Raw genomic sequence first — 24575 nt, 5'->3', positions numbered from 1 at the left:
TAAGCGAAACGTTTCGCTCGGCTTTTTTTAATATGCCGGGAGCCTAAGCCCCCGGCTTAATTTTTATAATTATCTTACTGTCTTATAAAGTGGTCCATAAGCTGCGCATGCTCTGAAATCCTGTCCTTCCTTGTCTGCGCCAAATGCATTCCAAGCAGCTGGTCTGTAAACATCCTTATCAGGAACATTGTGTAAGCAAACTGGAATTCTAAGCATTGATGCCATTGTGATAAGGTCTGCTCCAATGTGTCCATATGAAATTGCACCATGGTTTGCGCCCCAGTTGTTCATCAAGCTGTATGCATTCTCAAATGGACTGCCTTCCTTGCCATCACATCTTGGTGTGAACCATGTACTTGGCCATGTGTAATCTGTTCTCTTCCAAAGAGTATCAGAAACATCCTCAGGTAAAGCTACTGTCCAACCTTCTGCAATCTGAAGCACTGGACCTAAGTTCTTAACAAGGTTCAAACGTATCATTGTTGCTGGCATTTCAACCTTTGTCTCAAAACGTGATGACCATCCGCCGCCTCTGAAGTATCCATTATCAGCTTCGCACCATGTTACTGCATCCATAATCTTCTTCTGATCTTCTTCTGTGATTTCATACCATGGTTTGATGCATGGATTTCCATCTTTGTCAGTACATACACCAGATGCATCTAAGCAGCAAGCGCCTGAGTTAATAAGATGGATAATACCATCAGCTTCTTTTGCATGTCCCTCTAATGTATAATTTGTAACTCTCTTTACAGACTCTGTATTCCAGCATGTTCTAACATCTGCAAACATCTGAGCTCTGTTTGTAAGGAGCTTCATAAATAACATTCCAAGTCCGTTTAATGCATCATTTTCTGTTGCAAGGACGAATGGCTCTCTAGCTCCATTCCAGTCAAAGGATGTATTTAAAACTGCCTCAGGTAAATCGCAGTTTGGCCAATGGTCTGTCCACTGTCTCTGGCCCTGGAAACCACCGCAGATTGCGTTGTGTCCAACAGCCTCTTCCTCTCTTCCCTCTGGAAGATTTGGATTTCCCTGATATAAATCTTCGATAATAACTGCCATCTTAGCAACGAATTCCCAATCCTTTTCTTTCTGCTCGTCGCTCTTCTTTACAAAGTCTGGGTTCTTATCAAAGCCCTTCTTGCATTCTGTCTTAATCCAATTGAGGCACTTCTTATAATCATCCTCGTTGTAGATTCCTTCATCGATTCTTCTAAGAATTTCTACCTCATCAATTGACTCAACTCTCATGCCAAGGTATTCTTCTACGAAGTTCTGATCCATGATAGAGCCGCCAATACCCATTGTTACTGAACCAATCTGTAAGTATGACTTGTCTCTCATAGAAGCAGCTGCAACTGCGGCACGACCAAATCTAAGGAGTTTTTCTTTAACATCCTCAGGAATAACTGTATCATCAGCTTCCTGAACATCCTTTCCGTAGATACCAAATGCAGGAAGACCTTTCTGTGCGTGTGTAGCAAGTACAGAAGCAAGATAAACAGCGCCAGGTCTTTCTGTTGCATTAAGTCCCCATACACCCTTAATTGTAAGTGGGTTCATATCCATTGTTTCTGAACCATAGCACCAACAAGGTGTAACAGAAAGTGTGATTGCAACTCCTTCTTTTCTAAACTTTGCCTCGCATGCTGCAGACTCAGCAACTCGACCAATAGTTGTATCTGCAATGACAACCTTTACTGGTTCTCCATTAGAATATTTAAGATTTTCCTCGAACAACTTCTTAGCTGATTTTGCCATGTTCATTGTCTGATCTTCCAAAGACTCTCTAACCTTAAGAGGTCCACGGCGACCATCAATACATGGACGGATACCGATTACTGGGTATTCTCCGATATATCTGTTCTTACTCATAATATTTATCCTCCTTGCCATTAAAGGCGAACCGTTACGTTATAAGTTAATTATATTTAATGGATTTTTTCATAAAAAGTGTTATACTGAATAAAAATATGACAATATTCACTTTTTGATTTAAGTTGGTTGATTGTATGTTTTGGAGGGTTTGTTATGAAATATATTGATTATCAGGAGCATCGTCAGCATGGCACCTTTAATTTCCCTATCGCTCATTACAGGGAAACGCCCCGTACTCCTAGGTATTTGATGACTTATCATTGGCACACTAACTATGAGATTGTATTCATACGCGAGGGTTCATTCACCCTTACTCTAGATGACAACACTCAAACTTATCATGCCGGGGATGTGATTTTTATTTCCGATGGAATGCTTCACGGTGGCACTCCAATGGACTGCATTTACGATTGCATCGTTTTCGATTTACAGATGTTATTGAAAAATAACAATGCCTGTAGCAAAACGGTTCAGGATATTATCAGTCACAAAATCAGAATCAATTCCTTCCTTTCTGAAAACAACAGGGTAATCTCTGCCATTGTTCAGGATCTATGCAACACCTTATCAGAGAAAGGTGATGGCTACGAATTCAAGGTTCAAGGCTACCTTTACATTCTCTTTGGAGAAATCATTCAAAGCCGTCTCTACACCAAGAGCACCATTGATAACATTACCAGTGAACGTCTCAACTCCATCAAAGAGGTGCTCCAGTATATTTCTGAGAATTATTCCAACAACATCAATTTGGACAGCCTTGCCCACATAGCAGGTATGAATCCAAAATATTTCTGCCGCTACTTTAAATCAATGACTGAGCGCACGCCAATCGATTATCTGAATTATTATCGTATTGAATGTGCCTGCGAAATGCTTTCAACAAAAGATGTCTCTATTCGAGAGGTCGCAATTTCCTGTGGTTTCAACGATGAGAGCTACTTTATTAAAACATTCCACAAGTACAAAGACATCACGCCTAAGCAATTCATAAAACAGGAATTTTAAGGAGACACAACTATGAGGGGAAGAAACACACTTGCAAAAATCATTTCATTATCACTTGTCATTGCACTAACCTTTACTGCCTGCAAATCTGACAAGGATCGTATTCCATTTTCATCACTTACATTTGACACAACCTACGACGAAATGATTGAAGAACTTGGAGAACCTGCAGAAACCACCGTTACCTACCTAGGAGACACTTACTCCTACGCCAGCGAATACCTACAAAAGGACGGAAACGTTCGCTACACCTTCGATGAGGACGGAAAAATGGCCAGCATCACCTGGCTCTATTCATCCGAAGACGGCGAAGAAGTATCTGCACTATACGCAGACATCCACAAGCAACTAGAAAACAACCACGGCAAAACCACCGAAAGCTCCGACGACGTAACCCAGCTCTCTGACATCTGGCGCCTTGATTCCGGCAACATCTCACTTGTAGCCGTCATCTCATCCGACTACAACGGACTCATGTACACCTACATGTCAAAAGAACATTCTACATCAGAAGAGGACCTAAACAAATAGACCGCTAACCTACCACACCTTTAGCGCCTACCCGCCCGGGCCCCCGCTGCCCACCACTGTCGAGGAAACTTTGCAAGAATATTATGTTTTCCATATATGCAAAGTGTCGCATCTTTATTAGCATGTGTCTTTCTCATGTCTGTACAATTTTGCAAAAAGTATTTTATGGGCGGACACAACAAAATTAAACTAGTACAACTCAGGCTCAGTGGGAATTGGGCGATTTTGGAATAAGCTTAGAAAATTAAAAGCAGGATTATCAATATATTGGCATGCGTCGCTAGGACGGCGACGCAAGTGCGACACGCGACACGATGTCGTATAAAGCACGGTGCCAATATATGATAATCCTGCTTTTTAAATTTTCTTAGCGAATGTAACATGAGCCCAATTTCCACTTGAGACCTGAGTTGTACCAATTTATATACTCTAATATGTCCGCCCAACAAAAATACATTTTGCAAAATGGTTCATCCATAGAAAGACACATGCAGATGCTCCCTTTTTGCATATTGGAAAACTATAATATTCGCAAAATTGTTTCCCCGACAGTGGTGGGCAGCGGGGGCCCGGGCGGGTAGGCGCATTTTTTTGATGTTAGCGGTCTATTTGTTTGATATCAATCTGATGTAGAATGTTCTTCATGTCAGATATGTTAAATCGTCCGGTTTCTTCGGTCATGGCGGATGCGGCTGAAATGGCGCTGGCTTTGCGCATGGTCTCGACAGGTGAGAGTCCTTCTGAGATGCCGAGGGCGAAGCCGGCTATCATGGAGTCGCCGCAGCCTACGGTGTTTACGGCGTCTACTCGTGGTACGATTGCTCTGAATACGCCGTCGTCGCATACCATTAGGGAACCGTCTGCCCCAAGGGAAACTACCACAAGCTTTACGCCCATGTTGTGGACACGTTTTGCTGCTGCAATAACGTCTTCAAAGAAGTTTGGTGCATCCACGTTGATTTTTTCACCTGTTAGCATGGCAATTTCGTCAATGTTAGGTTTGATCATATATGGAATTTCTTCTACGGCCTCTGTGAGAAGCTTGCCGCTTGTATCTAGGATTACTTTCTTGCCTAGGTCCTTAACGATAGAAATGAGTTTTTTGTATGCTGAGGAATCTAGGCCCTTTGGTACACTTCCTGAAATTGTGACAACTTCTGCATCCTTGGCTAGTTCTTTGAATTTTTCTTCGAAGCCTTTCCAATCCTTTTCGTCGATTACAAAGCCAGGCTCTAGGAATTCTGTCTGCTTCTTTTTGGCTGTGTCCCAAATGTTGATGCAAGAGCGGCTCTCTGCTGCAACTCTGTAGAATCCGTCTTTAACCTTGAAGTCTTTTAATCTATCGCAAATGTATGCCCCAGCGTGACCGCCTACAAAGCCTGTTGCAACTACATCTGCTCCAGCGATTGCCAGTGGTTTGGATACATTAAGGCCCTTTCCCCCTGGTACATATTCGCATTCTAATACACGGTTAACTTCTCCTTCTTGGAAGTTTTCAACTACGTATCTTTTGTCAATTGCTGCATTTAATGTTACTGTTAAAATCATTGTCCTATTCCCCCTCCGTTTGCTTGAACCTAGTATGCCTTAAATAAAAAAGAATATCCACAGAATGTGGATATCCTTATATTTTTTTACAGAATTGTTCCATTCCGTATATACGTATTAAAGCTTTCCACCTGATGTTGCAATACCTTCAATGAACTGCTTCTGGAAAAGTACGTAGATAACAATCATTGGTAAGCATGCAATAAGGGCTGCAGCCATAAGCTCTGGATAGTTTGCAGTAAACTGACCCTGCATTTTTGATAGCGCACTTGCAAGTGTAGTTTTGTTTGTGTCAGGACATACAATCATTGGCCACATCAAATCCTTGTAGGCAAATACTGCTGTGAAAATACCCAGGGCTACCATAGATGATTTAGCTAGTGGAGCCATAACAAATAAGAATGTTTGGCCTATATTGCAGCCATCTAGGCGAGCTGCTTCCTCTAATTCTCTTGGCAATCCTAAATATGCCTGTCTAAGCAGGAATGTACCAAATGCTGATACTAATCCTGGGAAAAGCAAACCAAGTAAGCTATTTGTCCAGCCTAGGTTACTTACCATTACATACTGTGGAATAATAAAAATCTGTGATGGAATCATCATTTGGAATAAAACTAATCCAAACATGATATTCTTGCCCCTGAAGTTTAGTCGTGCAAATGCATATCCTGCAATTGTTGATGTAAGCACTGCGCACAAAACTCTTAGAGCTATCATTGCTATTGTGTTAAAGTACAAACGACCAAAATTAACATTGTGTAATACTTCATCAAAATTATCTAATCTAAATTTCGATGGAAATACTACAAAAGGGTCCATCTGAGTTGACTCTCCAACTGTTTTAAAAGCAGTAAGAATCATCCATACAAACGGTACCAGCATAATGAATGACATTATGACTAGAATAATATATATAATCGCTTTATTTCTCTTTCCCATAACATTCACCTTCTTCTTAATTGTAGTGTACCCACTTCTTCTGTCCAATCATCTGTAAAACAGTGAATATCATAATCACTACTAATAGAACTACAACAACAGTAGCGCCATATCCCTTTTTACCCTGTTGGAATGAATACTTATAAAAGAGGCAAACTAATGACTGAGTTTTGTTTAATGCTGGATTTGTATTATCAATAACCATATAAATTACATCGAATACCTGCATTGCAGCAATTATTCTTGTAACAAGTACAAAGAAAATTGTTGGAGATACAAGTGGAACTGTAATGTTAAAAAACTGCTGGATGCCTGTGGCGCCATCAATAGAAGCAGCTTCATAATAATCCTTTGGAACCTCCTGAAGGCCTGCTAAAAACAGTACCATGTTGTATCCGATTATTGACCAAATACCAATTACTGCAATTGAATATATTGCAATCTTTGGATCTGAAATCCAGTTTGTTTTACCTGGCAAAATATGATTTAGCAATCCAAATTCTGAGTTATATAGCCATTTCCATACCATTGCGATTGCTGCTGGTGCCGCAACCATTGGTAGGAAGAATATTGTTCTAAAGGTGCTTTTGCCCTTAATTTTCCCATTTAAAAATACTGCCAAAACTAAAGAAATTATAATTGAAAGTGGTACCTCTACCACTGCATATTTCAAAGTATTAATAAGTGCTTGCCACACTTCTGAATCCGCAAATACGTTTTTGTAGTTTTCCAATCCTACAAAAATATTACCTTTTCCAAAATCGCCTGTTTTAAAGAAGCTCTGATATATAGTTTGAAAGATTGGGATAATATTTAAAATAATAAGTCCAATCATTGTAGGAGCAATAAATAACCAGCCCCAAATAAATTCACTGCGTTCTCGTTTAGTTGTTTTACTTTTATTCATAACATTACTTCTCCACTTTTAAATTAGGAGAAGGTGCAGAACTGCAATCTCTGCACCTTCGTCCATATATCACATGTATTTTATTAGAAGGAAGAAAGAGTTACTCTTCACTAAGAGTTTGATTCATGCTGTCACAAATTTCCTGGCAAACTGTAGGAACATCCTTTTCACCAGTCCATGCATCTTTAAGCTTCTCTGTCTGCATATCTTCCCAAACAGTTGTGTACTTAGAGTATGGTCTAAATACTAAATCAGCATCAAGCATCTTCATATGACCGTTAAGATCAAATACGTCTGTGCAGTTAACCCAAAGGTCTGAGCATCCTTTGTAAGCTGACATTGTTACACCAAGCTCTGCCTGCTTCTCCTGCATTTCCTTAGAACCTAACCACTCAATAAGTGACCAAGCTGCATCTGGATTCTTTGTTGTAGCTGAAGCAGCCCAACCAAGACCATTGTAGATAGAAACTCTCTTACCTGTTGTAGCATCCTTTGGAAGAACAGCTACATCACAGTTTGCTGCTGTATACTCATTATCTTTGAATGCAGCTACCATCCAAGAACCCTGTGTTACCATTGCAACCTTACCTGACTCGAAAAGTACATCAGGCTTTGTCTCAGATACTGTATTAAGGTCTGGGCAAGAGCCATCCTGTACCATATCTACAAACATCTGAATTGCCTTAACTGTGTTTGGATTGTCATATCCTGAAGCTGTCTTGTCCTCGTTGATGATTTCTCCGCCCATAGAGTATACTGCATTGTAGAATGAATCCTGGTTGTTAGATGGTGCAATTGCATATCCCCAGTGATCTTCATTTGTAAGCTTTGCAGCTGCATCTACGAAATCATCCCATGTCCATGTCTCATCTGGATAAGCAACCCCCATCTCATCAAAGATTGTCTTGTTGTACCAAAGAGCGATTGTATCGATATCCTTAGGTACTGCGTACTGCTTTCCATCTGACTGATATAAATCTACGATTCCTTCATAATAATTGCTCATGTCAATTTTGTCGCTAGCAGCGATTTTGTCTGTTAAATCCATGAGCATGTCGTTTTCCATGTATTTCTGTGCCTGATTTGAGTGCATCCAGAATACATCAGGAAGTTCTCCACCTGAAGCGCCTGCTTCAAGAAGTGTCCAGTAATCATCCCAGCCAACTACTTGAATTGTTGCTTTTACACCAGACTCTGCTGACCATTCATCAATAATTTCCTGAAGACCTGGTCTCTGGTTCTCATCCCAAATGCATACGGTTAACTCTCCCTCTACACTACCCTGCATTTCGGTTGCTGTTCCTTCAGTACTTGCTCCGGCATCGCTAGATTCAGAACCGGCCGAATCTCCACAAGCCATCATGGACATTGCCATGAGTGAGCTCAATACTAAAGCCCCTATTCTTTTTGCTTTCATAAAAACTACCTCCCATTTTGTGCCTTTCGGTTACCTTATTCTTTTTTTATAATAGCCTTAAAATACATATCTTTGTATGGAATAATAATCACTATATATGTCATTTTGTGACATGCTGTTCTAGTATAAACATTCTAGAAGTGAAGTCATTATCCGACTCAAACCAATTTTCAGCAGGTTCCATTGTACCAATTCCCTGCGCCATAAGTAAATCCCCATAATACATTTCTTTGTGATTTATTTCATAAATAGCATTTTCTGTCAATCCTTGAAGCTTTATCCTTTCAAGCTCATCATTCGGAGTCTTTAAAGAACGATAAATCGCAACGATTGCAAGGCTCTTATCCTCAGAAACTACCATCCAGCTTGCAGTATTTTTTTCAAATGGCGACTGTAAGCGATAAAGTGTACCATACTGGAAAAGTCCTCTATACTTTTTCATAAACTCGATTTGCTTTTTAACTCGTTCAAATTCTTCCTCTGACACTTCGTTTAAATCAAGCTCATAGCCAAAGGTACCAAAGCAAGCAATGTTTGCCCTGTCGTCTATATCCATGGTTCTTCCTGTCTGCTGATTTGGAGAAGCTGAAACATGGGCACCTATAGATGAAATTGGATAGCCATAGCTTGTACCATATTGAATTTTCACACGTTCATGACCATCTGTATCATCTGAACACCAAGCCTGTGGCGCATAATAAAGCATTCCTGCATCAAAGCGTCCACCACCACTGGCACAGGATTCAAACAAAATATTAGGGAATTCTTGGATTAATCGCTCATACAAGCTATATACCCCCATAATATATTTGTGATAAACCATTCCCTGCCTATCAGCTGGCACATTTTGGCTATAGCACTCTGTGATAGCACGGTTCATATCCCACTTAATATAGCTAATTGATGCTGTTGAAATAACCTTGTGAAGCATGTCATAAATATAATCAACAACCTCTGGCTTAGAATAATCTAAAACCATCTGATGGCGACCTAGTGTCTTCTTTCTGTTTGGAGCAGCAAGCACCCAATCAGGATGTGCTCTGTACAAATCAGAATCTTCATTTACCATTTCAGGCTCAATCCACAAACCAAAATCTAATCCAATTTCATTTATCTTTTTTGATAAACCGGAAATTCCATCTGGCAATTTATCCGTATTTACGAACCAGTCTCCAAGACCTGCGTAATCATTATTTCTTTTTCCAAACCAACCATCATCCAATACAAAGAGTTCAACCCCAGCTTCTTTACCCTTTCTGGCAATCTTTAGGATTTTTTCTTCATCAAAATTCATTTCTGTAGCTTCCCAGTTATTGAGAAGAATTGGTCTTGGTTTATTCTTGTATGGTGAACGTACCAATTGATTATTCATGAAACGATGAATGTTTTGGCTCAGATCATTAAGTCCATCATTTGTATAGGTGATGATAACCTCAGGTGTATAAAACTCTTCATTCTCCCCAAGTGGCCACTGGAACCAGGTTGGATTAATTCCCATTGTAAATCTGAAGCCTCCAAAGCTTCCTGCCTCTATCCTTGCCAAAAAGTTTCCACTATAAACTAAATTAATTCCAATAGCTTCTCCCTGAAATTCATCTGTATTTTTTCTTTTTATGATTACAAATGGATTAAAGTTAGGGCTAGAATGACCTCTCATGCTTTCTACCTGCATGATTCCTTTTTCTATTGCTCTTATCTTAGGATAACGTTCTCTTCCCCAAGCACCTTCGAACTGAACCAAATCATATTCATTGTCAAAGAAGTCAATACAGCAGCTAAGGGCTTTTGTAAGCTTTAACTCTTCCTTACCCAGATTCTTAAAGCTTACATTTCGAGTAATGATTGGATAATTCTCAAACAAAGTGTAATAAAGAACCACCTCAACCTTTGCCACTTCATCAAAGCAAGTAAGCTTTAATGTTGTAGCTTCATCCTCATTGTTAACGTAGCTGGCTGGGAGACCTGGTATCTTCTTTTTACCGCTACAAACCTCATAGGATTTAAAAACAAGCTCTGTAACTCTAGAGCCATTTTCCTGACATATTTCATATGCAGCCCCTCTAAAATCTCCAGTTCCAAAGGAAGGATATTCTCGAAGCCCTAGCTCCTTTGAATATGTCTCTTCCTCATTTGCTGGGCAGCAAAGAGGTCTACCGCATCTAGTCTGATATCCCTTGAGAATCTGATTCTCATTAATTCTTTTACCAAAATACAATTGCTCAATCCCACCATCAGGACCTTCTCCTATAACATAGCTGAGTTTGGAATTGTACAAGTGAAATTGTTTTTCTGAATCATTAATTTTTACTGCCATTCATTCACCTCAACGCCTGTAGATTTGTTATAATACCCTTATCATGTAAATAAGAGAATTAAAACATCTGAATATTGTTTTAGTCTTGATATAATTATATTTGGATATCTAAAAATGTTTATGGCTTAATGGTTTTTAATGATGTCACAATGTGACATTGTAGAAAGGGAGATATATGGTTGTAACTGGGGTTGATAAGGTAAAGTTCTTGGATTACACAAAGTCTAACGACTTTTACCTTTTTGAGGTTGGCTTTTATAAATGCGAAGCTGGATATAATTATGGTCCTATTGTCCGTCCAAGAACTATATTTCATTATGTCTGCTCCGGACGCGGATTTTTGATTTTAAATGGGAATAGATTTGAAGTTAAAGCTGGTCAGGGATTTCTTATTCCAGCCAAATGTAAGGCATATTATGAGGCGGACGCCGATGATCCCTGGAGCTATGCATGGATGCATATAGATGGTCCTAGAACCTTGGAGCTTTTTAACAGCGCGGGGGTCAATACAGAAAATCCTGTATTCATTCCAAGCTCTGATAGCACATGTCTACTGGATATTATTAATGAAATATATGATAACAGCAGCCGTGAATGCCTATGCTATGCAAAGGTCTATGAATTTTTTGATAAGGTCATTGAGCTTTCTACCAATCGAGAACAAATAGATGTTGATCCACGTCTTGCCTATGTAAGAAATGCAATAAGCTTTATTCGTCTAAAATATTCTGAACCAATAGGAATAGAGGAGGTTGCTTCTGCATGCGGCTTGAATCGTAGTTATCTTACTAGAGTTTTCAAGCATGCAACTGGTTACACACCACAGTCATATCTTCTAACCTATAGAATAAAAAAAGCTACTGAATTGCTTTTGGAAAGCACCGAAAACATCAGCAGCATAGCTTTATTAGTTGGTTATTCCGATTCTTTTACTTTCTCTAAAGCATTCAAAAGAATCAAAAATGTATCGCCAACAGAATATAGAAAAAATCATGGGGTGGAGATTTCTTAATCTCTCACCCCATTTTTTTATTTCAACGCATCAACAAGTTCTAACAATTTCTGTTCACTCTCTTGATTTAGAGTAGACTTTATTGTAACAACTGGCTCGATAAACTCAATATTCTTCATAGGCTCTAAAATTGCCTTCATGCATTTAGCTGCCTGAGGAGCCCATGTTCCATTTTCAACCAAAGCAACCTTTCTATTTTGATAAGTTTTTGCCTTTAGATGATGCAAGAAATCTTCCATTGGAAGGAACAAATTTCCATCATAGGTGCTAGCGCAGCTAACCATTTTACTATAACGAAATGCCTGAGCAACCGCTTCTGAAACTGACTCTCTGCACACATCAATAAACTTAGCTTCTACACCAGCTGCCTGAAGCTTTTCATACATTTGAAGAGCTGCCTTTTTTGTGTTTCCATGGATAGATGCACTAACTACAAGCACACCATCAATCTCTGGCTTGTAGCTGCTCCATGTATCATACAAATCAATATAGTATCCTAAATTCTCAGTGAGAATTGGACCATGAAGAGGGCAAATAGTTTTAATATCAAGAGCTGTAGCCTTTTTCAACAATCCCTGTACTGAAGCACCATACTTACCCACAATATTGAGATAATATCTACGTGCCTCATCAATCCATGGCTCATCCACATCAAGTGCACCAAACTTTCCGAAGCCATCAGCAGAAAACAGCACCTTCTCACTAGATTCATATGTAACCATAACCTCTGGCCAATGAACCATTGGTGCCATAACAAATGTCAAGGTATGATTTCCCAGCTCAAGAGTATCCCTCTCAGCCACTACGCATTTACGATTTTCAAAAAGCGCCGAATCCATAAACTGTCCCATCATTGGAAATGTCTTTGCATTTCCCACAACTGTAGTATCGGTATACTTCTCCAAGAAAGCCTTAATAGAACCTGAATGATCCGGCTCCATATGCTGAACCACCAAATAATCAGGCTTACGTCCTGCCAATGCCTCACCAAGATTAGCAAGCCACTCGTCAGTAAATCTAGGATCCACCGTATCCATTACCGCAATCTTGTCATCCATAATCACATAGGAGTTGTATGAAACTCCATTAGGAACAGGATACTGGCTCTCAAATAAATCAATTGTCTTGTCATTACATCCAATATACTTTATTGCCTCTGAAAAATTAACACCCATGATATACCTCCTCAATAATCTGATTTAATAATATCAAATATGCACCTCATAAAAAAGACCTTGGATCCATTAGAATCCAAGGCCTATATATAAGTTACTCAAATATTATTGCCAGTTAGGGTCGCCAGCTGCCTCTGCAAGCTGTGCACGTCCTGCGTCGATTGCTTCAAGTACTTCCTGTGGTGTCATGTCTCCAATGAACATAGATGCGATGTTTGCTGAAATATCCATCCACTGCTCATTGTAGTATTTACATACGTCCTGGAGAACCATGCCTGATGTTGCGTCGTCAAAGCTTCCAAGGAATTCTTCTGTTGTAGCTGAGTACTCAGGTGTCTGACCTGCATCAAATGGAAGGTTTTCAACATCTGATGCGTTGTCGATTACATACTGAATGCTGTCCTTAGAAGAAATGTACTCAAGGTACTGCTTTGCAGCATCGATATTTGCTGAACCAGAGTAGATAAACTTAGATGGTCCAGTTGGGTGTACGTTGAGGTACTGGTTGTCACAGATTGGAAGAAGCATGATGCCGAAATCATCTTCTGTGTAGCCTGCGTTGTTTTCATTTGCTACGATTGATGCGATTGCACCTGGCTTTAAGAAGCACATGCAATATTCACCTGATGCAAGATATCCTTCTGCATTTGCAAATTCATCTGAAAGATAGTTGTCTCCAAAGTATCCCTTTTGTGCTAAATCATTGAGCTGAGTTAATGCTGTAAGCATTGTTTCGTTCTCAGCAAATGTTGTCTCGTTGTTGTTGAGCTTGTCAATAATGCCTGGATCTTCCTTGTCCATAACCTGAGCGTTCGCTGTCCAAAGCATTGTCTGATGCCAACCATCAGCTACAGGCTCGTAAATAGGTGTTACACCTGAATCCATAATTTTTTGGCATGCAGCTTCAAAATCAGCAAATGTTGTTGGTACAGATGTTACACCAGCTGCTTCCATGATTTTTTTGTTGTAAATCATGTAGTAGTCTGTTGTTGTATCATAGTATGTCATACCATAGTTTTTGCCGTCTACTGACGTTTGCTCTGCTGAAAATGAGCTGTAAGTGCTCATCCATGGTTCGTTAGATAAATCAACTGCATTTTCCTGAACCTTGTAGGTTGTGTCAATGGCAAAGCCTGACTGTGCCATGAAAATATCAGGCCCTTCACCAGAGTTCAAACGTGTAAGCAAAACATCCTGATACTGGTCTGCTGGAAGGATTTGGTAGTCAACGTGAATACCTGTCTCCTCCTCAAACTTTGCTCCAAGCTCCTGCTCAGAGTCTTCAATCCAATCTTGGCTAGCCATGATTGTAATTGTGCCGCCTGCTGCTGAAGATCCGCTCTCTCCCGAAGCGTCTGATCCTGTTTCAGACGAGCCACCGCATCCTGCAAAAAGTGCGGATGCCATTGTTGCACAAAGCAACCCAGAAATTAATTTTTTCTTCATAAGAAATCCCCCATTTCTGTTTGATATTTCGACAGTAACCCTCTCAAAACTGTCTGTTATTAATTATAATTTAACCCTATGGTGCTATTTACTACCATGGATTTTTTAAGCTGTTTTATGTGATTTTTTAACTGGAAAAAACTGACAAATTTTCTATATAGTCCCTAACCTTATCCAGTTCTTCCCTGTGCTTGTCATGAACTGCGACACGTATAAAATCATCCTTTTCCATACCCTTTAGGAAATAATAATTAGACTCGATTTTAAAGAAAGGCTTTTTTAACATAGGAAGATAAGTCATTGCCCCTAAAGGCTTTAAAGCCAAAATCAATTCTTTATTTACTTGTTCTTCTAGTATGAAATCATAGGCAAACCAGCCTGATTCGGCACATCGTTCCCTTGATTCTCTAACGTCAACTATCTTCATAATCTATAAACCAGCTGTGATATCTGTCATTGCAGCTATCAAAGCATCAACATCCTCTTTAGTATTAAAATATGACACGCTCACTCTAATTGTCCCCTTGTCCTTAGTGTGCAGTGCCTCGTGAATTAATGGTGCACAGTGAAGTCCTGTCCGCACCGTGATTTCATATCCATTCTGCAAAATATAAGCAACATCTGATGGATTAATTCCCTCTACTGTAAAGCTAAGAACCGGTCCTCGTTTTTCCTTTGGGATAGCTATAAGATTAATCCCCTTCATATCTGCTAGCCTTTTATAAAGTGTATCCATTAACTGCTGCTCGTGAAATCTTATATTTTCCACTCCAGTATCAAGAATAAATCTAACTCCTGCATTTAACCCAGCCACGCCTGGGCCATTTCCTGTTCCTACCTCATACTCAAAATTATTTTCATATCTGATTATTTTTGAATCGCGACCAGTGCCTCCATACATAAATGGTTTAACACTATACTCTGGTCTAATGTAATATCCGCCAATTCCCTGGATGCCATACAATCCTTTATGGCCTGCAAAAATAAATGCGTCTATTCCCCAGCTGTCTGCATCAATTGGTATGCAACCAGCACTCTGGGAAAAATCTGCAATAATCATAGCCAAATGTTTATGACAAACCTGAGCCAATTTTTCAATAGGTTGTATTGCTCCAGTTACATTAGAGCAATGATTAATAAACACTGCTCTTATTTGATTGTCATTTTCTTCGAGAATACTTTCTAATGTATCAGGCTCTAAATATCCCTTTTCATCGCATGGCAAAATAATCCCCTCACTGATTTTTTCTGTAAGGTTCATAGCTGGTCGCAAAATGCTATTATGCTCAGTTTGAGAAACCACAACTTTACCAGTTTCAAAATCCAACCCATAAAATAATGCATTTGCTGCTGCAGTTGCTCCCGCCGTAAATACGATATTTTGATATTGTTTTACACCAAACAATTTCCCAAGATTTTTCCTGCAAATATCAAATATATCCTCAGAGGCAGAGCTTGAACGGAACTGCCCCTGAGGTTGATTTGCTATTGCATCAGAAACAGCATCTAAAACCTGCTTAGGCTTAGGAAAAGTGGTAGCTGCCTGATTCAAATAAACCATTTTTTATCCTTCTAAAATATTGAAATACATAACCTCTGCTACATTCTTAAGTGCCTGCATGTAGTCTCCAAATATAAGCACCTGATGGTGACCAAAGCCAGCTAGATTGTGCATCCACTTTCTAGCATCATCCATTTTAATATAATAGAATGGACTACAATATACATCAACAAATTCTGATTTTATTACTTCTCCAGTTTTTACAACCATTGTATCTCCGGCTGGATTAAATCTTCCAAGTGTAACTTCATCCTGATCATTCTGAGCAAAATCAATTTGAAGCTTTGCACCAAAGCCCTGACCTGTGAATGCCCAAAGCTTGTAGTCTAATTCCTTTGTGCCGTAACCATTCATCTGGAGAGCTGGAACTGCGTGATGAATTCTTGCAAGCTCATCCTGCTCGTAGTTTGGATTGCCCATAAATGCTGGTCTATTAGCTGTGTACTGCATAATTACCATTGCCATCAATGCATTTAAATCTTCCTCGCATCCGCTTGGAATACCATCATCCTTCATAATTGAATGGCAAAGACAAGGTGTAAACTTGCGGTTCTGAGGTACCTCAGATGTACAAAGCTCGTGGCATGCTGTTGAGAACGCATTGCAATCGTAGTCATCCATCATCTTTCTAGCAGCCAAATAGTATTTTACATCATTGATTAAGAATTCTGGTTTAATCTGTGTGTCAGATGAATTCTTAAGAAACTTATCCATAATAGGCTTTGCTTCCTCATCAGTAATTTTATCCATATATGGCACAATTGAAAGGAATGGTAATTTAACAACCTCGAAGCCATAACGCTGACGAAGGATTTCTGGATCACGGATAAGTGACTGAAGTCCAAATGTTGGCTGTTGGCCTGCTGTAAGTACAAGCGCTCTAGTATTTGCTACTGCTTTTCTTACCCATAGTGCATGTGCTATTTCGTTTAAATCCTTTAAATCCATGCAAACATATGCCTCAATTCCTAGAGAGCGACAATATGCTGCAAAATCTATTCCCTCATTACCGTTTTGTAAAATAACAACTGGCTTTCTATATCTTTCAAGCTTTGGAATTCTCCAATTCATGCAAAGGAAGAAATCTACTTCATCCATATCCTCTTCTATTTTTGCATATGTCTCTTTATCTACTACGAAGGTCTCATAATATCTTGCATCTATTGCTGGTAGAAAATCAATTTTATCTGTAGCACCCTTTAACAATTCTGTGGCATCCTTAAATGCCTTATCAGCTGCTGCTTTTTCTGCCTCTGGTGTCATTTCCTCAGCATGTCCTGCACGGCATGGTCCCTCCCAAAAATGTGAATGAATTAAACATCCAACAATAGGTCTAACCTTTAACTTTATTTCCATAGCTTTCTGCTTCATAATTATCCTCCTTTTACCTTCTCCAAGGTAACTCTAAAAATTAATTGTTATCTCATTTCCATCATAGGTAAATTCTTTTTTTGCATCTCCTAAGCTTGCTACACATTTTCTACCTGTGATGCCACCATCAAAACTAAAATTCGAACTAGCTAAGTTTAATTCTTTTTTTGCATCATTCCATTTCATTTCAATGAGATTAGAAGCTCCATTCTCATAATCATAGCCATCGCCTGCATCCTCATAGAATGTGAAAGCACCATCTGCGCCTTCATAAATTCTAATTTCCATAGGAGTGCTAACCTTTTGTGTAGCATAATCAAGTGCTGCTTCCATTGGAATAATACTTCCTGCCTTTACAAATACTGGTATGCTCATCAAATCTATTTTTTTGTTAAGCCACTGGCCCCCCTGGTACTTAGCACCAGTATCAAAATCATACCAATCGCATCCACTAGGTAGATAGCAATTCCATGTGTCAGCATTTTCCTCAGTCACAGGACAAATCAAAAGCTCCTTACCTAACATAAACTGACTATCACAGCTTTTTGCTTCCTTATCAGCATTAAACTGAAAATATAAAGGCTCTATCATTTGTCTATCAAGGGCATTCACCTGACCTGCCAAAGAGTATATATAAGGCATAAGTCTATATCTGAGCTTTATCGTATATGCGATAGCGTCATAATACTTTTCTCCTGCCTTACCAAAGTTCCAAATCTCTCTAGGTGTGTCCGTTCCATGGGATCTAAACATAGGGAGAAATAGGCCCATTTGAAGCCATCTAACGTAGAGCTCCTTATAGCCGTCGTCAGCTATACCATTCTCGTAGTCTCCATGCCAAAACCATTTAGGAGAGTTATCATTATTGCAGTCACAACCACGTGCCTGCCAATTTTCATGGACTACGAAAAAACCTCCTATATCAAAGGTCCAGTATGGCATTCCTGAGCTTGCCATATTTAAAGCCTCTACAATTTGTTTTCTTAGAACATCCCATCTCGCACTTATATCGCCAGACCAAAGCATGGTTCCATATTTTTGGATACCAGCATAGCCCGAGCGAGTGAGATTCAAAACTCTTTTATCTGCAAAATCTGCTCTTTGGTTTTCAAACATACCCTTTGCATGAAAAGTAGCATAAAGATTTGCCCTCTCCTGTCCAAGGAACTTCTCGTGTTCTTTGCCAACGATTTCAAATCTTTCCCAAGGCTCTCTTAGCTCCTCACCATTCCAGTCTGGTCCTGAAAAAGGTTCTGTGGAATCACACCACCATGATTCAAAGCCTTTGTCATAAAGACCCTTTTTCGCCTGATTCCAATAAATTTTTCTAGCCTGATCATCGAAAGCATCATAGGTAGCAAGATCGTTAAGCATCTTTCCAGCTGCCATCAATTCATCATAATCAGGAGTTCCAGAATTCATATTTGGCCAAACTGAAACCATAGAGTGTACATTTAATTCTTTTAATTTTTCACTGAAATTATATTGGTCTGGATATCGGCTCTGATCTAGGACCTTACAGCCCCAAGAGTCCCCCTCCCAGGTTTTCCAGTCCTGAACCACGCAATCAATAGGAATATTTAATTTTCTATACTTCTTTGCTACCTGAACCAATTCCGCTGCGCTGCTATATTTTTCTTTAGATTGTACATAACCGAATGCCCATTTTGGAAGCATGGCAGCCTTTCCTGTAAGCTGTCTGAAGCCTGCAATGATTTCATCAAAGCTATCTCCATATATCACATAGAAATCCAGCTGTTCCACACATTTTAAAAAGATATATGAGCCTCTTTCGTCATCGTTGAAGGTCATTAAGCATCCACAGTCAATCAACACTCCGTAGCCTTTATCTGAAATAAAAAATGGAATAGGTATTCTCATGTTGTGCTGATAGAGATATTGAACCTTGCCTCTCAGGTTAAATATTCCTTCCTCTGCCTGTCCAAGTCCATGAATAGCCTCATCATCTGCCCAGTTAAAAAATATTTTGCATCTATAGGCTTCATGATCTTCAACAGGCTTTAAGTTTTCAACAAAGTTCCTTTCGCCATCAACTGTTTTTACACGTTTAATTATTGGAGCTTCATCGCCTGTTGTATAATTAATTACTGGCGTTCGGGCCAGCTTTGCAGCCGGAATATCAAACAGCCTTCCATTCTTTGAATTCCACTGCATATTCAGATTATCTGGATTTACCTTTACCTTTAATCTACCTGCATCTGCTATAAAGCAATCACCTTCTGGCTGTGCTTCTAGCCCCTGCAGATTATTATGATCAATTCCAATCGAAGAATTATCATCAAAGGCATCCCTTGTGGTATACACAACTCTTATGATGTTGTCTCCCATTGACTCTAGTTTAATTAGATTACTATTCTTTCTTATTTCTTTTCCCATTATTTATCCCTTTACTGCTCCTGCTGTCTGTCCGCCAACAATGTATTTCTGTCCCACAAGATACATTATAATAACTGGAGCACATGTTAAAATTACGTCTGCGCAAATCAAGTTCCAGCTTGTTTCAAACTGTCCAAAGAAGTTGTAAACTGCCAAAGTCATTGGCCATTTTTCAGATGAATTCAAGAAATAAAGTGGCATTACGAATTCATTCCATGTATTTAAAAAGCAAAGCACTAGTCCAGTCACTATAGCCGGTTTTAAAAGAGGCATTATAATTGTGAAATACAACTGTCTGGCATTGCAGCCATCTATAATTGCTGCTTCATCCAACTCTGTAGGAATTTTTGATACAAATCCATAAAGCAGGAAAATGGTAAATGGAGTTTGGATTGCTACATATAATAGGATTATTCCAAGTGCTGAATTGTTTAGCTGCATAACCTGCATAACCTTCATCAGAGCTACGTAGTTTACAGGAATTACCATTCCAAGAACTATGTACATATACAAAGCAGCAAAGCTTCTATTTCTTCTTCGTGAAAAAACGTAAGCTGACATGCTTCCTAACACAATAGTTACTGCAGTTGAAACACCTGCATAAAGTAAGCTGTTAAAAAAGCTTCGCATCAGTTTTCCTTTTTCTATTACTGTTCCAAAATTGCTTATATCAATTTTCTTAGGCAAATCAATAGTCATTGTCATTGCCTCGCCTGTTGTCTTGAATGAATTTATTACAATCAAAACAATTGGCATTATCATTATCAGTGAAACCAGTATTGCTATTAAATTCATCAAAACTGATTTAATCTTTCCTTTTCTTCCACCAACCATTATTCAACTACCTCGTCTTTCGTAAGAATCTTAACCATGAAGAAACCTATGATAATCATAAATACAAACATTACTGAGCTTATTGTTGTACCTTCTGCATAAAGTCCCTTTGAGAACATTTTGAATACTGCTGTGTACATAACCTCTGTTCTATGTCCTGGGCCACCATTTGTAAGGGCATATACCATATCAAATATCTTTAGGCCATAGATTACATTTAATACAATTGTTACCGCTAATGTCTGCTTTAACATTGGAAGTGTAATATTGGTGAATTTTCTAAATCCTGAGGCTCCATCGATTGCCGCAGCTTCATAATATACACTTGGAATTGCCATGATACCTGCAATTAACATTGTCATAATGTATCCGGTACCTCTCCAAATATCTACAAACATTACAGATGGGAATGCAATGTTTGGATCAACAAGCCACTGCTTAGTCAAAGCCTCTAGCCCTATTGCTCTTAGGAATGTGTTCAAAAAACCAATCTTAGGATTAAGAATTGATGTAAATGTAAGACCGGTTACAAGTATTGGAATTACTGTTGGTAAATACATTATTCCTCGATGCAGATTTTTGAATTTAACCTTGCTGCATAAAAGAAGTGCCAGCAACAAACCAAATCCTGTTTTACAAATTGTTGTTACCAATGTAAAAAACAACGTATTTACGATATATCGAAGATAATCATTATCGCCGCTAAATACTGCTTGGAAATTTCTGAGACCAACGAAATGAATTTCATTACTATATGAACTCCAGTCTGTAAATGAGTATCCAATACCAATTACGCCTGGAATAACACTGAGCAATGTATAGATAAATACAGAGCCAAAGGCGAAATACCATGGATAAAGTTTTTTCTTGTTCATTACATCATCCTCCCGCTACATCCTTTAATGTGATTTTATTTTAGCCAAAATCAACAATGGTTCACATTGACTCATTTGTCATATTTATGTATTTTTTTAACCAACGAAGATTATTTTTGGGAAAATGTGCTATAATCCAAGTCAGCGGAAGTTATTTTTGTATTGTGGGTTGGATAATGTTACGAAACAGAAAAGTTAAGACTCTTAAGAAAATACTCTCAAAAAATATGGTGCTGTTGATCACCTTTGTTTTAGGTACCACAGCGATTATTTTTTCGACAATTGAGTATCATAATATAAAGAAAAATGCCATTTCGGATTTGGATAGAATCTGTGTGCAAATCGGAGATAACATTGATTTGCAAATATATCAGCTAGATACTATCACTCTAAATGCAATTAATTCGGCTGAACTTACTGCCGCTCTAGACTACTACGTTTCCACAAACTCTACTGATGCCTACAAGCACATTTCAGCAAGACAACATTTAGCGGCGGCACTTACTTCGCTAAAAGGTTTTGATTACTCAGTACGACAGTTAAATATATATTCCACAGACGACTTAGGCTATGGCGTAGGTGATTACCTAGGCTCCATTACCGACTACACAGACACAGCCTGGTACCAAAAAACAATGAGTGCCAATGGACTACGAAATGTATTAATCGGTAATATGGCTACAAATGGAGCCCTCACAGAAGGCAATACCTATTATTCCATTTCTCGAACCTACTATAATGTTTACTACTATCCTGTGGGAACAATAGAAGCTAGAAAGTATTATACCGAGGTTTTCAAATCAGCTTTTGAAAATCGATACGCATATAATCCTGATATTTACGTATATGACGAAGAAGGAAATCTAGTTTTTCCTTTAGAATATGAAGACGAAAACGCTGAAAACTACTACAACGCTGCAACAGAAGGTCATGTAAAATTACAGAGTTCTTCTTTGTTCACTGATTACCTATTCAGCTACAGTATGCCTCATTCAGGCTACAAAATTGTATTGTATGTTGAAAACACCAACTTTTTTACACCGATTCTTTCAGCCTTAAAAATAATACTATTTTTCTCAATAGCTATTTTTATTGCCGGTTTAATGCTTACCCAGCTTTTAGCCAAACGAATAAGCAAACCAATTAGAGACATTTATCATTTTTTAAATGACAGAGATTCCAGCAGCCAATTTAACACTCTAGATATGGAATCAACCCACATCAGAGAAATTGATAAGCTGGCTAAATCAATTAACGAATATATTTTACAATCCCAGACTCAAACAAAAACAATGTTAGGATTGCAGCAACAAGAAATACAAGCGGAAATGCTTGCTCTACAATCGCAGATGAATCCCCATTTCCTGTACAACTCTCTTGCTTGCATCGAGGAAATGGCCAACCAAGGAATGACGGATTCAGTATCCACCATGGTAAAGGATATATCTACAATTCTAAGAGCCATCTCTTCAAACAAAGAGCAGGTTATTACCGTGGAAGAAGAATTAGATTTATGTGACATGTACCTAGAATGCCTAAAGTACAGATTTGGAGATGACCTAACATATGAGTTTGACGTTGAAGACAAATTACTAGATTTTTATGTTCCTAAGCTTTGCATTCAGCTATTAGTTGAAAACGCAATTAAATCTACAACTACAGGACCTTTGCCATGGCACATATGTATACATGGATATATAGATGGTGAAAACTGGTTCCTTGAGGTCAAAGACACAGGACCAGGTTTTGATAAAGACGTAGATATACATTTAAGGAAGCAAATGGATTCCATCCTTGAAACTGGCGTGCTTCCAAGTCTGAAAATCGAAGGTATGGGGATACTTAACATTTTCATAAGGCTATATCTACTTGACGGTATTACTTTCTTATTTGATTTTGGGAATAATGTAGAAGGAGGAGCCTTTGTCAAAATCGGACGAAGTATTGAAAAATCAAGTACGATTGGGGACGAAGGTAAAAAACTATGAATGAGAGGGAGTTTTACAACGTATTACTGGTGGAAGATGAACACTTTTTGCGTCAATCCATCGTTAGAACCATTGACAGCCTTGATGACGCCTTTAAAGTTACTGCCCAGGCTTCAAACGGCAACGAAGCATTGGAATGCCTAGAAAAAGATGACATCCAAATTGTAATCACTGACATTCAAATGCCTGTAATGAACGGGCTCCAGCTAGCTGAGCGCATCAACAGACAATACCCGGATACCATCACTATCATCCTAACTGGGTACGCCGATTTCGAATACGCTCAAGAAGCATTGCGTCAGCACGCATTTGAATATCTATTAAAGCCTGTTGACCCAGAAGTACTACACAAGGTTCTAAGCAAAGCCGGTCTAAAGCTAGGCCAAGTCAACATCAACTCAGATGTTAGCGAATTTGGAAACTATGACGCCAGAGAGCAAGTTGACTACATTGTAAATTACATCCAGGAGCATTATATGGATGCTGTAGACATCGGAGAATTAGCAGATCAAATGGGATTTACTTCTGCCTATCTTTCAAAAATATTCAAGCGCTTCACTGGAACTACGCCCATCAAAATGCTAACAAATATACGAATACACAACGCCAAGAAGCTCCTTAAAAACACCAAATATTCAATCCAAGAAATCGGCAAAGAAGTTGGCTACCCCGATCAATTCCATTTCAGCAAAACCTTCCGCAAGGTAGTTGGCATGAACCCCTCTGCCTTCCGTGAAATTGACGGCAATCCTGAAAACCTGCAATTACACGACTAGCCCTTACCATTACCATTGCATTAAGAAAGGACCTTGGGTGTACCCAAGGTCCTGTGATTATTTAGAGAGTCTAGCAACAATGTTATCCAATGTCTCGCGTGGAACTGTGCCATCACGATAAAGTGAATTGATTGTGCCTTCGCTTCCAAGGAGTGCGGTGGCATCTAGCCATGTACCCTTTCTGAACTCCTCATCAAATACGGCAAATATTTTTCTATTTTGAAGTAACTGTGAAAGCGGATATTCTCTATAGTCCATAATAAAATTATACTCTTGACAAGTACTCTCCTGTTCTTGTATCGATCTTGATTGTCTCGCCGTTCTCAACGAAAAGTGGAACGTATACAACAGCACCAGTCTCAACTGTAGCAGGCTTTGTAGCACCTGTAGCTGTATCGCCCTTGAAACCTGGCTCTGTATCTGTAATCTGAAGCTCTACGAACATAGGTGGCTCAACTGAGAAGATAGAACCATTATGTGAAAGCATCTTTACGATTTCATTTTCCTTAACAAACTTAAGAGCATCACCAATCTGGTCAGATGTAAGAGCTACCTGATCATATGTCTCAACATCCATGAAGTTGTAAAGCTCACCATC

General features: G+C 39.0%; 21 protein-coding genes. 5 read left to right on the top strand and 16 right to left on the bottom strand.

Features of this window, described 5'->3' with window-relative positions; all coding sequences use genetic code 11:
* Positions 1–69 precede the first annotated feature (69 nt).
* Positions 70–1878 (bottom strand): L-fucose isomerase, encoded by a 1809-nt coding sequence (locus E7276_RS02825; RefSeq protein ID WP_294213484.1) that lies wholly within the window; start codon positions 1876–1878, stop codon positions 70–72.
* Positions 1879–2034: 156 nt separating this feature from the next.
* Between E7276_RS02825 and E7276_RS02820 the strand changes: the two genes are divergently transcribed.
* A complete protein-coding gene (locus tag E7276_RS02820; RefSeq protein WP_294213482.1) occupies positions 2035–2886 on the top strand; it encodes an AraC family transcriptional regulator in 852 nt (283 codons plus the stop codon).
* A gap of 12 nt (positions 2887–2898) precedes the next feature.
* A complete protein-coding gene (locus E7276_RS02815) occupies positions 2899–3417 on the top strand; it encodes a hypothetical protein (RefSeq protein ID WP_294213480.1) in 519 nt (172 codons plus the stop codon).
* A 597-nt stretch (positions 3418–4014) separates the two neighbouring features.
* On the opposite strand, the gene pfkB is transcribed toward E7276_RS02815, so the two are convergent.
* From pfkB to E7276_RS02790, 5 genes are all read right to left on the bottom strand, one after another.
* Positions 4015–4965: a 1-phosphofructokinase gene (pfkB, locus tag E7276_RS02810; protein WP_294213478.1), complete on the bottom strand. Its 951-nt coding sequence runs from the start codon at positions 4963–4965 to the stop codon at positions 4015–4017.
* 117 nt (positions 4966–5082) lie between these two features.
* Positions 5083–5904, bottom strand: a complete 822-nt coding sequence (locus E7276_RS02805; RefSeq protein ID WP_294213475.1) for a carbohydrate ABC transporter permease — start codon at positions 5902–5904, stop codon at positions 5083–5085.
* Positions 5905–5920: 16 nt separating this feature from the next.
* Positions 5921–6811, bottom strand: a complete 891-nt coding sequence (locus E7276_RS02800; RefSeq protein ID WP_294213473.1) for a carbohydrate ABC transporter permease — start codon at positions 6809–6811, stop codon at positions 5921–5923.
* 100 nt (positions 6812–6911) lie between these two features.
* Positions 6912–8228: an ABC transporter substrate-binding protein gene (locus E7276_RS02795; protein ID WP_294213469.1), complete on the bottom strand. Its 1317-nt coding sequence runs from the start codon at positions 8226–8228 to the stop codon at positions 6912–6914.
* Positions 8229–8328: 100 nt separating this feature from the next.
* Entirely contained in the window at positions 8329–10542 is a 2214-nt protein-coding gene (locus E7276_RS02790; protein WP_294213467.1) for an alpha-galactosidase, read from the bottom strand.
* Positions 10543–10717: 175 nt separating this feature from the next.
* On the opposite strand from E7276_RS02790, the gene E7276_RS02785 reads away from it, so the two are divergent.
* Positions 10718–11554: an AraC family transcriptional regulator gene (locus E7276_RS02785; RefSeq protein WP_294213465.1), complete on the top strand. Its 837-nt coding sequence runs from the start codon at positions 10718–10720 to the stop codon at positions 11552–11554.
* Positions 11555–11571: 17 nt separating this feature from the next.
* Here the strand turns inward: E7276_RS02785 and E7276_RS02780 are convergent, their stop codons facing one another.
* From E7276_RS02780 to E7276_RS02745, 8 genes are all read right to left on the bottom strand, one after another.
* Positions 11572–12729: an FprA family A-type flavoprotein gene (locus tag E7276_RS02780; RefSeq protein WP_294213463.1), complete on the bottom strand. Its 1158-nt coding sequence runs from the start codon at positions 12727–12729 to the stop codon at positions 11572–11574.
* A 105-nt stretch (positions 12730–12834) separates the two neighbouring features.
* Positions 12835–14175 carry an ABC transporter substrate-binding protein gene (locus E7276_RS02775; RefSeq protein WP_294213460.1) on the bottom strand — a complete coding sequence of 447 codons (1341 nt, stop codon included), beginning with the start codon at positions 14173–14175 and terminating at the stop codon, positions 12835–12837.
* Between the two features lie 127 nt (positions 14176–14302).
* Positions 14303–14602 carry a hypothetical protein gene (locus E7276_RS02770; protein WP_294213457.1) on the bottom strand — a complete coding sequence of 100 codons (300 nt, stop codon included), beginning with the start codon at positions 14600–14602 and terminating at the stop codon, positions 14303–14305.
* A gap of 3 nt (positions 14603–14605) precedes the next feature.
* Entirely contained in the window at positions 14606–15736 is a 1131-nt protein-coding gene (locus E7276_RS02765; RefSeq protein ID WP_294213453.1) for an aminotransferase class V-fold PLP-dependent enzyme, read from the bottom strand.
* 3 nt (positions 15737–15739) lie between these two features.
* A complete protein-coding gene (locus tag E7276_RS02760; protein WP_294213449.1) occupies positions 15740–17107 on the bottom strand; it encodes a hypothetical protein in 1368 nt (455 codons plus the stop codon).
* Positions 17108–17140: 33 nt separating this feature from the next.
* A complete protein-coding gene (locus tag E7276_RS02755; RefSeq protein WP_294213446.1) occupies positions 17141–19504 on the bottom strand; it encodes a glycoside hydrolase family 31 protein in 2364 nt (787 codons plus the stop codon).
* Positions 19505–19507: 3 nt separating this feature from the next.
* Complete coding sequence (locus tag E7276_RS02750) at positions 19508–20338, bottom strand: carbohydrate ABC transporter permease (RefSeq protein ID WP_294213444.1); 831 nt, start codon at positions 20336–20338, stop codon at positions 19508–19510.
* Positions 20338–21213 (bottom strand): carbohydrate ABC transporter permease, encoded by an 876-nt coding sequence (locus E7276_RS02745; RefSeq protein ID WP_294213442.1) that lies wholly within the window; start codon positions 21211–21213, stop codon positions 20338–20340. Before E7276_RS02745 ends, E7276_RS02750 begins: the two co-directional genes overlap by 1 nt.
* A 176-nt stretch (positions 21214–21389) precedes the next feature.
* Between E7276_RS02745 and E7276_RS02740 the strand changes: the two genes are divergently transcribed.
* Complete coding sequence (locus tag E7276_RS02740) at positions 21390–23201, top strand: sensor histidine kinase (RefSeq protein ID WP_294213441.1); 1812 nt, start codon at positions 21390–21392, stop codon at positions 23199–23201.
* On the top strand, positions 23198–23977 hold the full coding sequence (locus E7276_RS02735; RefSeq protein ID WP_294213438.1) for a response regulator transcription factor: 780 nt from the start codon (positions 23198–23200) through the stop codon (positions 23975–23977). Before E7276_RS02740 ends, E7276_RS02735 begins: the two co-directional genes overlap by 4 nt.
* A gap of 57 nt (positions 23978–24034) precedes the next feature.
* On the opposite strand, the gene E7276_RS02730 is transcribed toward E7276_RS02735, so the two are convergent.
* Both E7276_RS02730 and E7276_RS02725 read right to left on the bottom strand, forming a co-directional pair.
* A complete protein-coding gene (locus tag E7276_RS02730; protein ID WP_294213436.1) occupies positions 24035–24235 on the bottom strand; it encodes a hypothetical protein in 201 nt (66 codons plus the stop codon).
* Positions 24236–24242: 7 nt separating this feature from the next.
* The coding region (locus E7276_RS02725; RefSeq protein ID WP_442960438.1) for an elongation factor P at positions 24243–24575 on the bottom strand (333 nt) is incomplete at its 5' end.

Source organism: Pseudobutyrivibrio sp. (assembly GCF_015057185.1).
Taxonomy (GTDB): Bacteria; Bacillota; Clostridia; order Lachnospirales; family Lachnospiraceae; genus Pseudobutyrivibrio.
This window is presented reverse-complemented; position numbering and strand designations above follow the sequence as displayed.

What these genes read in the sequence shown, in the direction of transcription:
- E7276_RS02825 (WP_294213484.1), bottom strand. Translation starts at nt 1,878, where the DNA reads ATGAGTAAGAACAGATATATCGGAGAATACCCAGTAATCGGTATCCGT.
- E7276_RS02820 (WP_294213482.1), top strand. Translation starts at nt 2,035, where the DNA reads ATGAAATATATTGATTATCAGGAGCATCGTCAGCATGGCACCTTTAAT.
- E7276_RS02815 (WP_294213480.1), top strand. Translation starts at nt 2,899, where the DNA reads ATGAGGGGAAGAAACACACTTGCAAAAATCATTTCATTATCACTTGTC.
- pfkB (WP_294213478.1), bottom strand. Translation starts at nt 4,965, where the DNA reads ATGATTTTAACAGTAACATTAAATGCAGCAATTGACAAAAGATACGTA.
- E7276_RS02805 (WP_294213475.1), bottom strand. Translation starts at nt 5,904, where the DNA reads ATGGGAAAGAGAAATAAAGCGATTATATATATTATTCTAGTCATAATG.
- E7276_RS02800 (WP_294213473.1), bottom strand. Translation starts at nt 6,811, where the DNA reads ATGAATAAAAGTAAAACAACTAAACGAGAACGCAGTGAATTTATTTGG.
- E7276_RS02795 (WP_294213469.1), bottom strand. Translation starts at nt 8,228, where the DNA reads ATGAAAGCAAAAAGAATAGGGGCTTTAGTATTGAGCTCACTCATGGCA.
- E7276_RS02790 (WP_294213467.1), bottom strand. Translation starts at nt 10,542, where the DNA reads ATGGCAGTAAAAATTAATGATTCAGAAAAACAATTTCACTTGTACAAT.
- E7276_RS02785 (WP_294213465.1), top strand. Translation starts at nt 10,718, where the DNA reads ATGGTTGTAACTGGGGTTGATAAGGTAAAGTTCTTGGATTACACAAAG.
- E7276_RS02780 (WP_294213463.1), bottom strand. Translation starts at nt 12,729, where the DNA reads ATGGGTGTTAATTTTTCAGAGGCAATAAAGTATATTGGATGTAATGAC.
- E7276_RS02775 (WP_294213460.1), bottom strand. Translation starts at nt 14,175, where the DNA reads ATGAAGAAAAAATTAATTTCTGGGTTGCTTTGTGCAACAATGGCATCC.
- E7276_RS02770 (WP_294213457.1), bottom strand. Translation starts at nt 14,602, where the DNA reads ATGAAGATAGTTGACGTTAGAGAATCAAGGGAACGATGTGCCGAATCA.
- E7276_RS02765 (WP_294213453.1), bottom strand. Translation starts at nt 15,736, where the DNA reads ATGGTTTATTTGAATCAGGCAGCTACCACTTTTCCTAAGCCTAAGCAG.
- E7276_RS02760 (WP_294213449.1), bottom strand. Translation starts at nt 17,107, where the DNA reads ATGAAGCAGAAAGCTATGGAAATAAAGTTAAAGGTTAGACCTATTGTT.
- E7276_RS02755 (WP_294213446.1), bottom strand. Translation starts at nt 19,504, where the DNA reads ATGGGAAAAGAAATAAGAAAGAATAGTAATCTAATTAAACTAGAGTCA.
- E7276_RS02750 (WP_294213444.1), bottom strand. Translation starts at nt 20,338, where the DNA reads ATGGTTGGTGGAAGAAAAGGAAAGATTAAATCAGTTTTGATGAATTTA.
- E7276_RS02745 (WP_294213442.1), bottom strand. Translation starts at nt 21,213, where the DNA reads ATGAACAAGAAAAAACTTTATCCATGGTATTTCGCCTTTGGCTCTGTA.
- E7276_RS02740 (WP_294213441.1), top strand. Translation starts at nt 21,390, where the DNA reads ATGTTACGAAACAGAAAAGTTAAGACTCTTAAGAAAATACTCTCAAAA.
- E7276_RS02735 (WP_294213438.1), top strand. Translation starts at nt 23,198, where the DNA reads ATGAATGAGAGGGAGTTTTACAACGTATTACTGGTGGAAGATGAACAC.
- E7276_RS02730 (WP_294213436.1), bottom strand. Translation starts at nt 24,235, where the DNA reads ATGGACTATAGAGAATATCCGCTTTCACAGTTACTTCAAAATAGAAAA.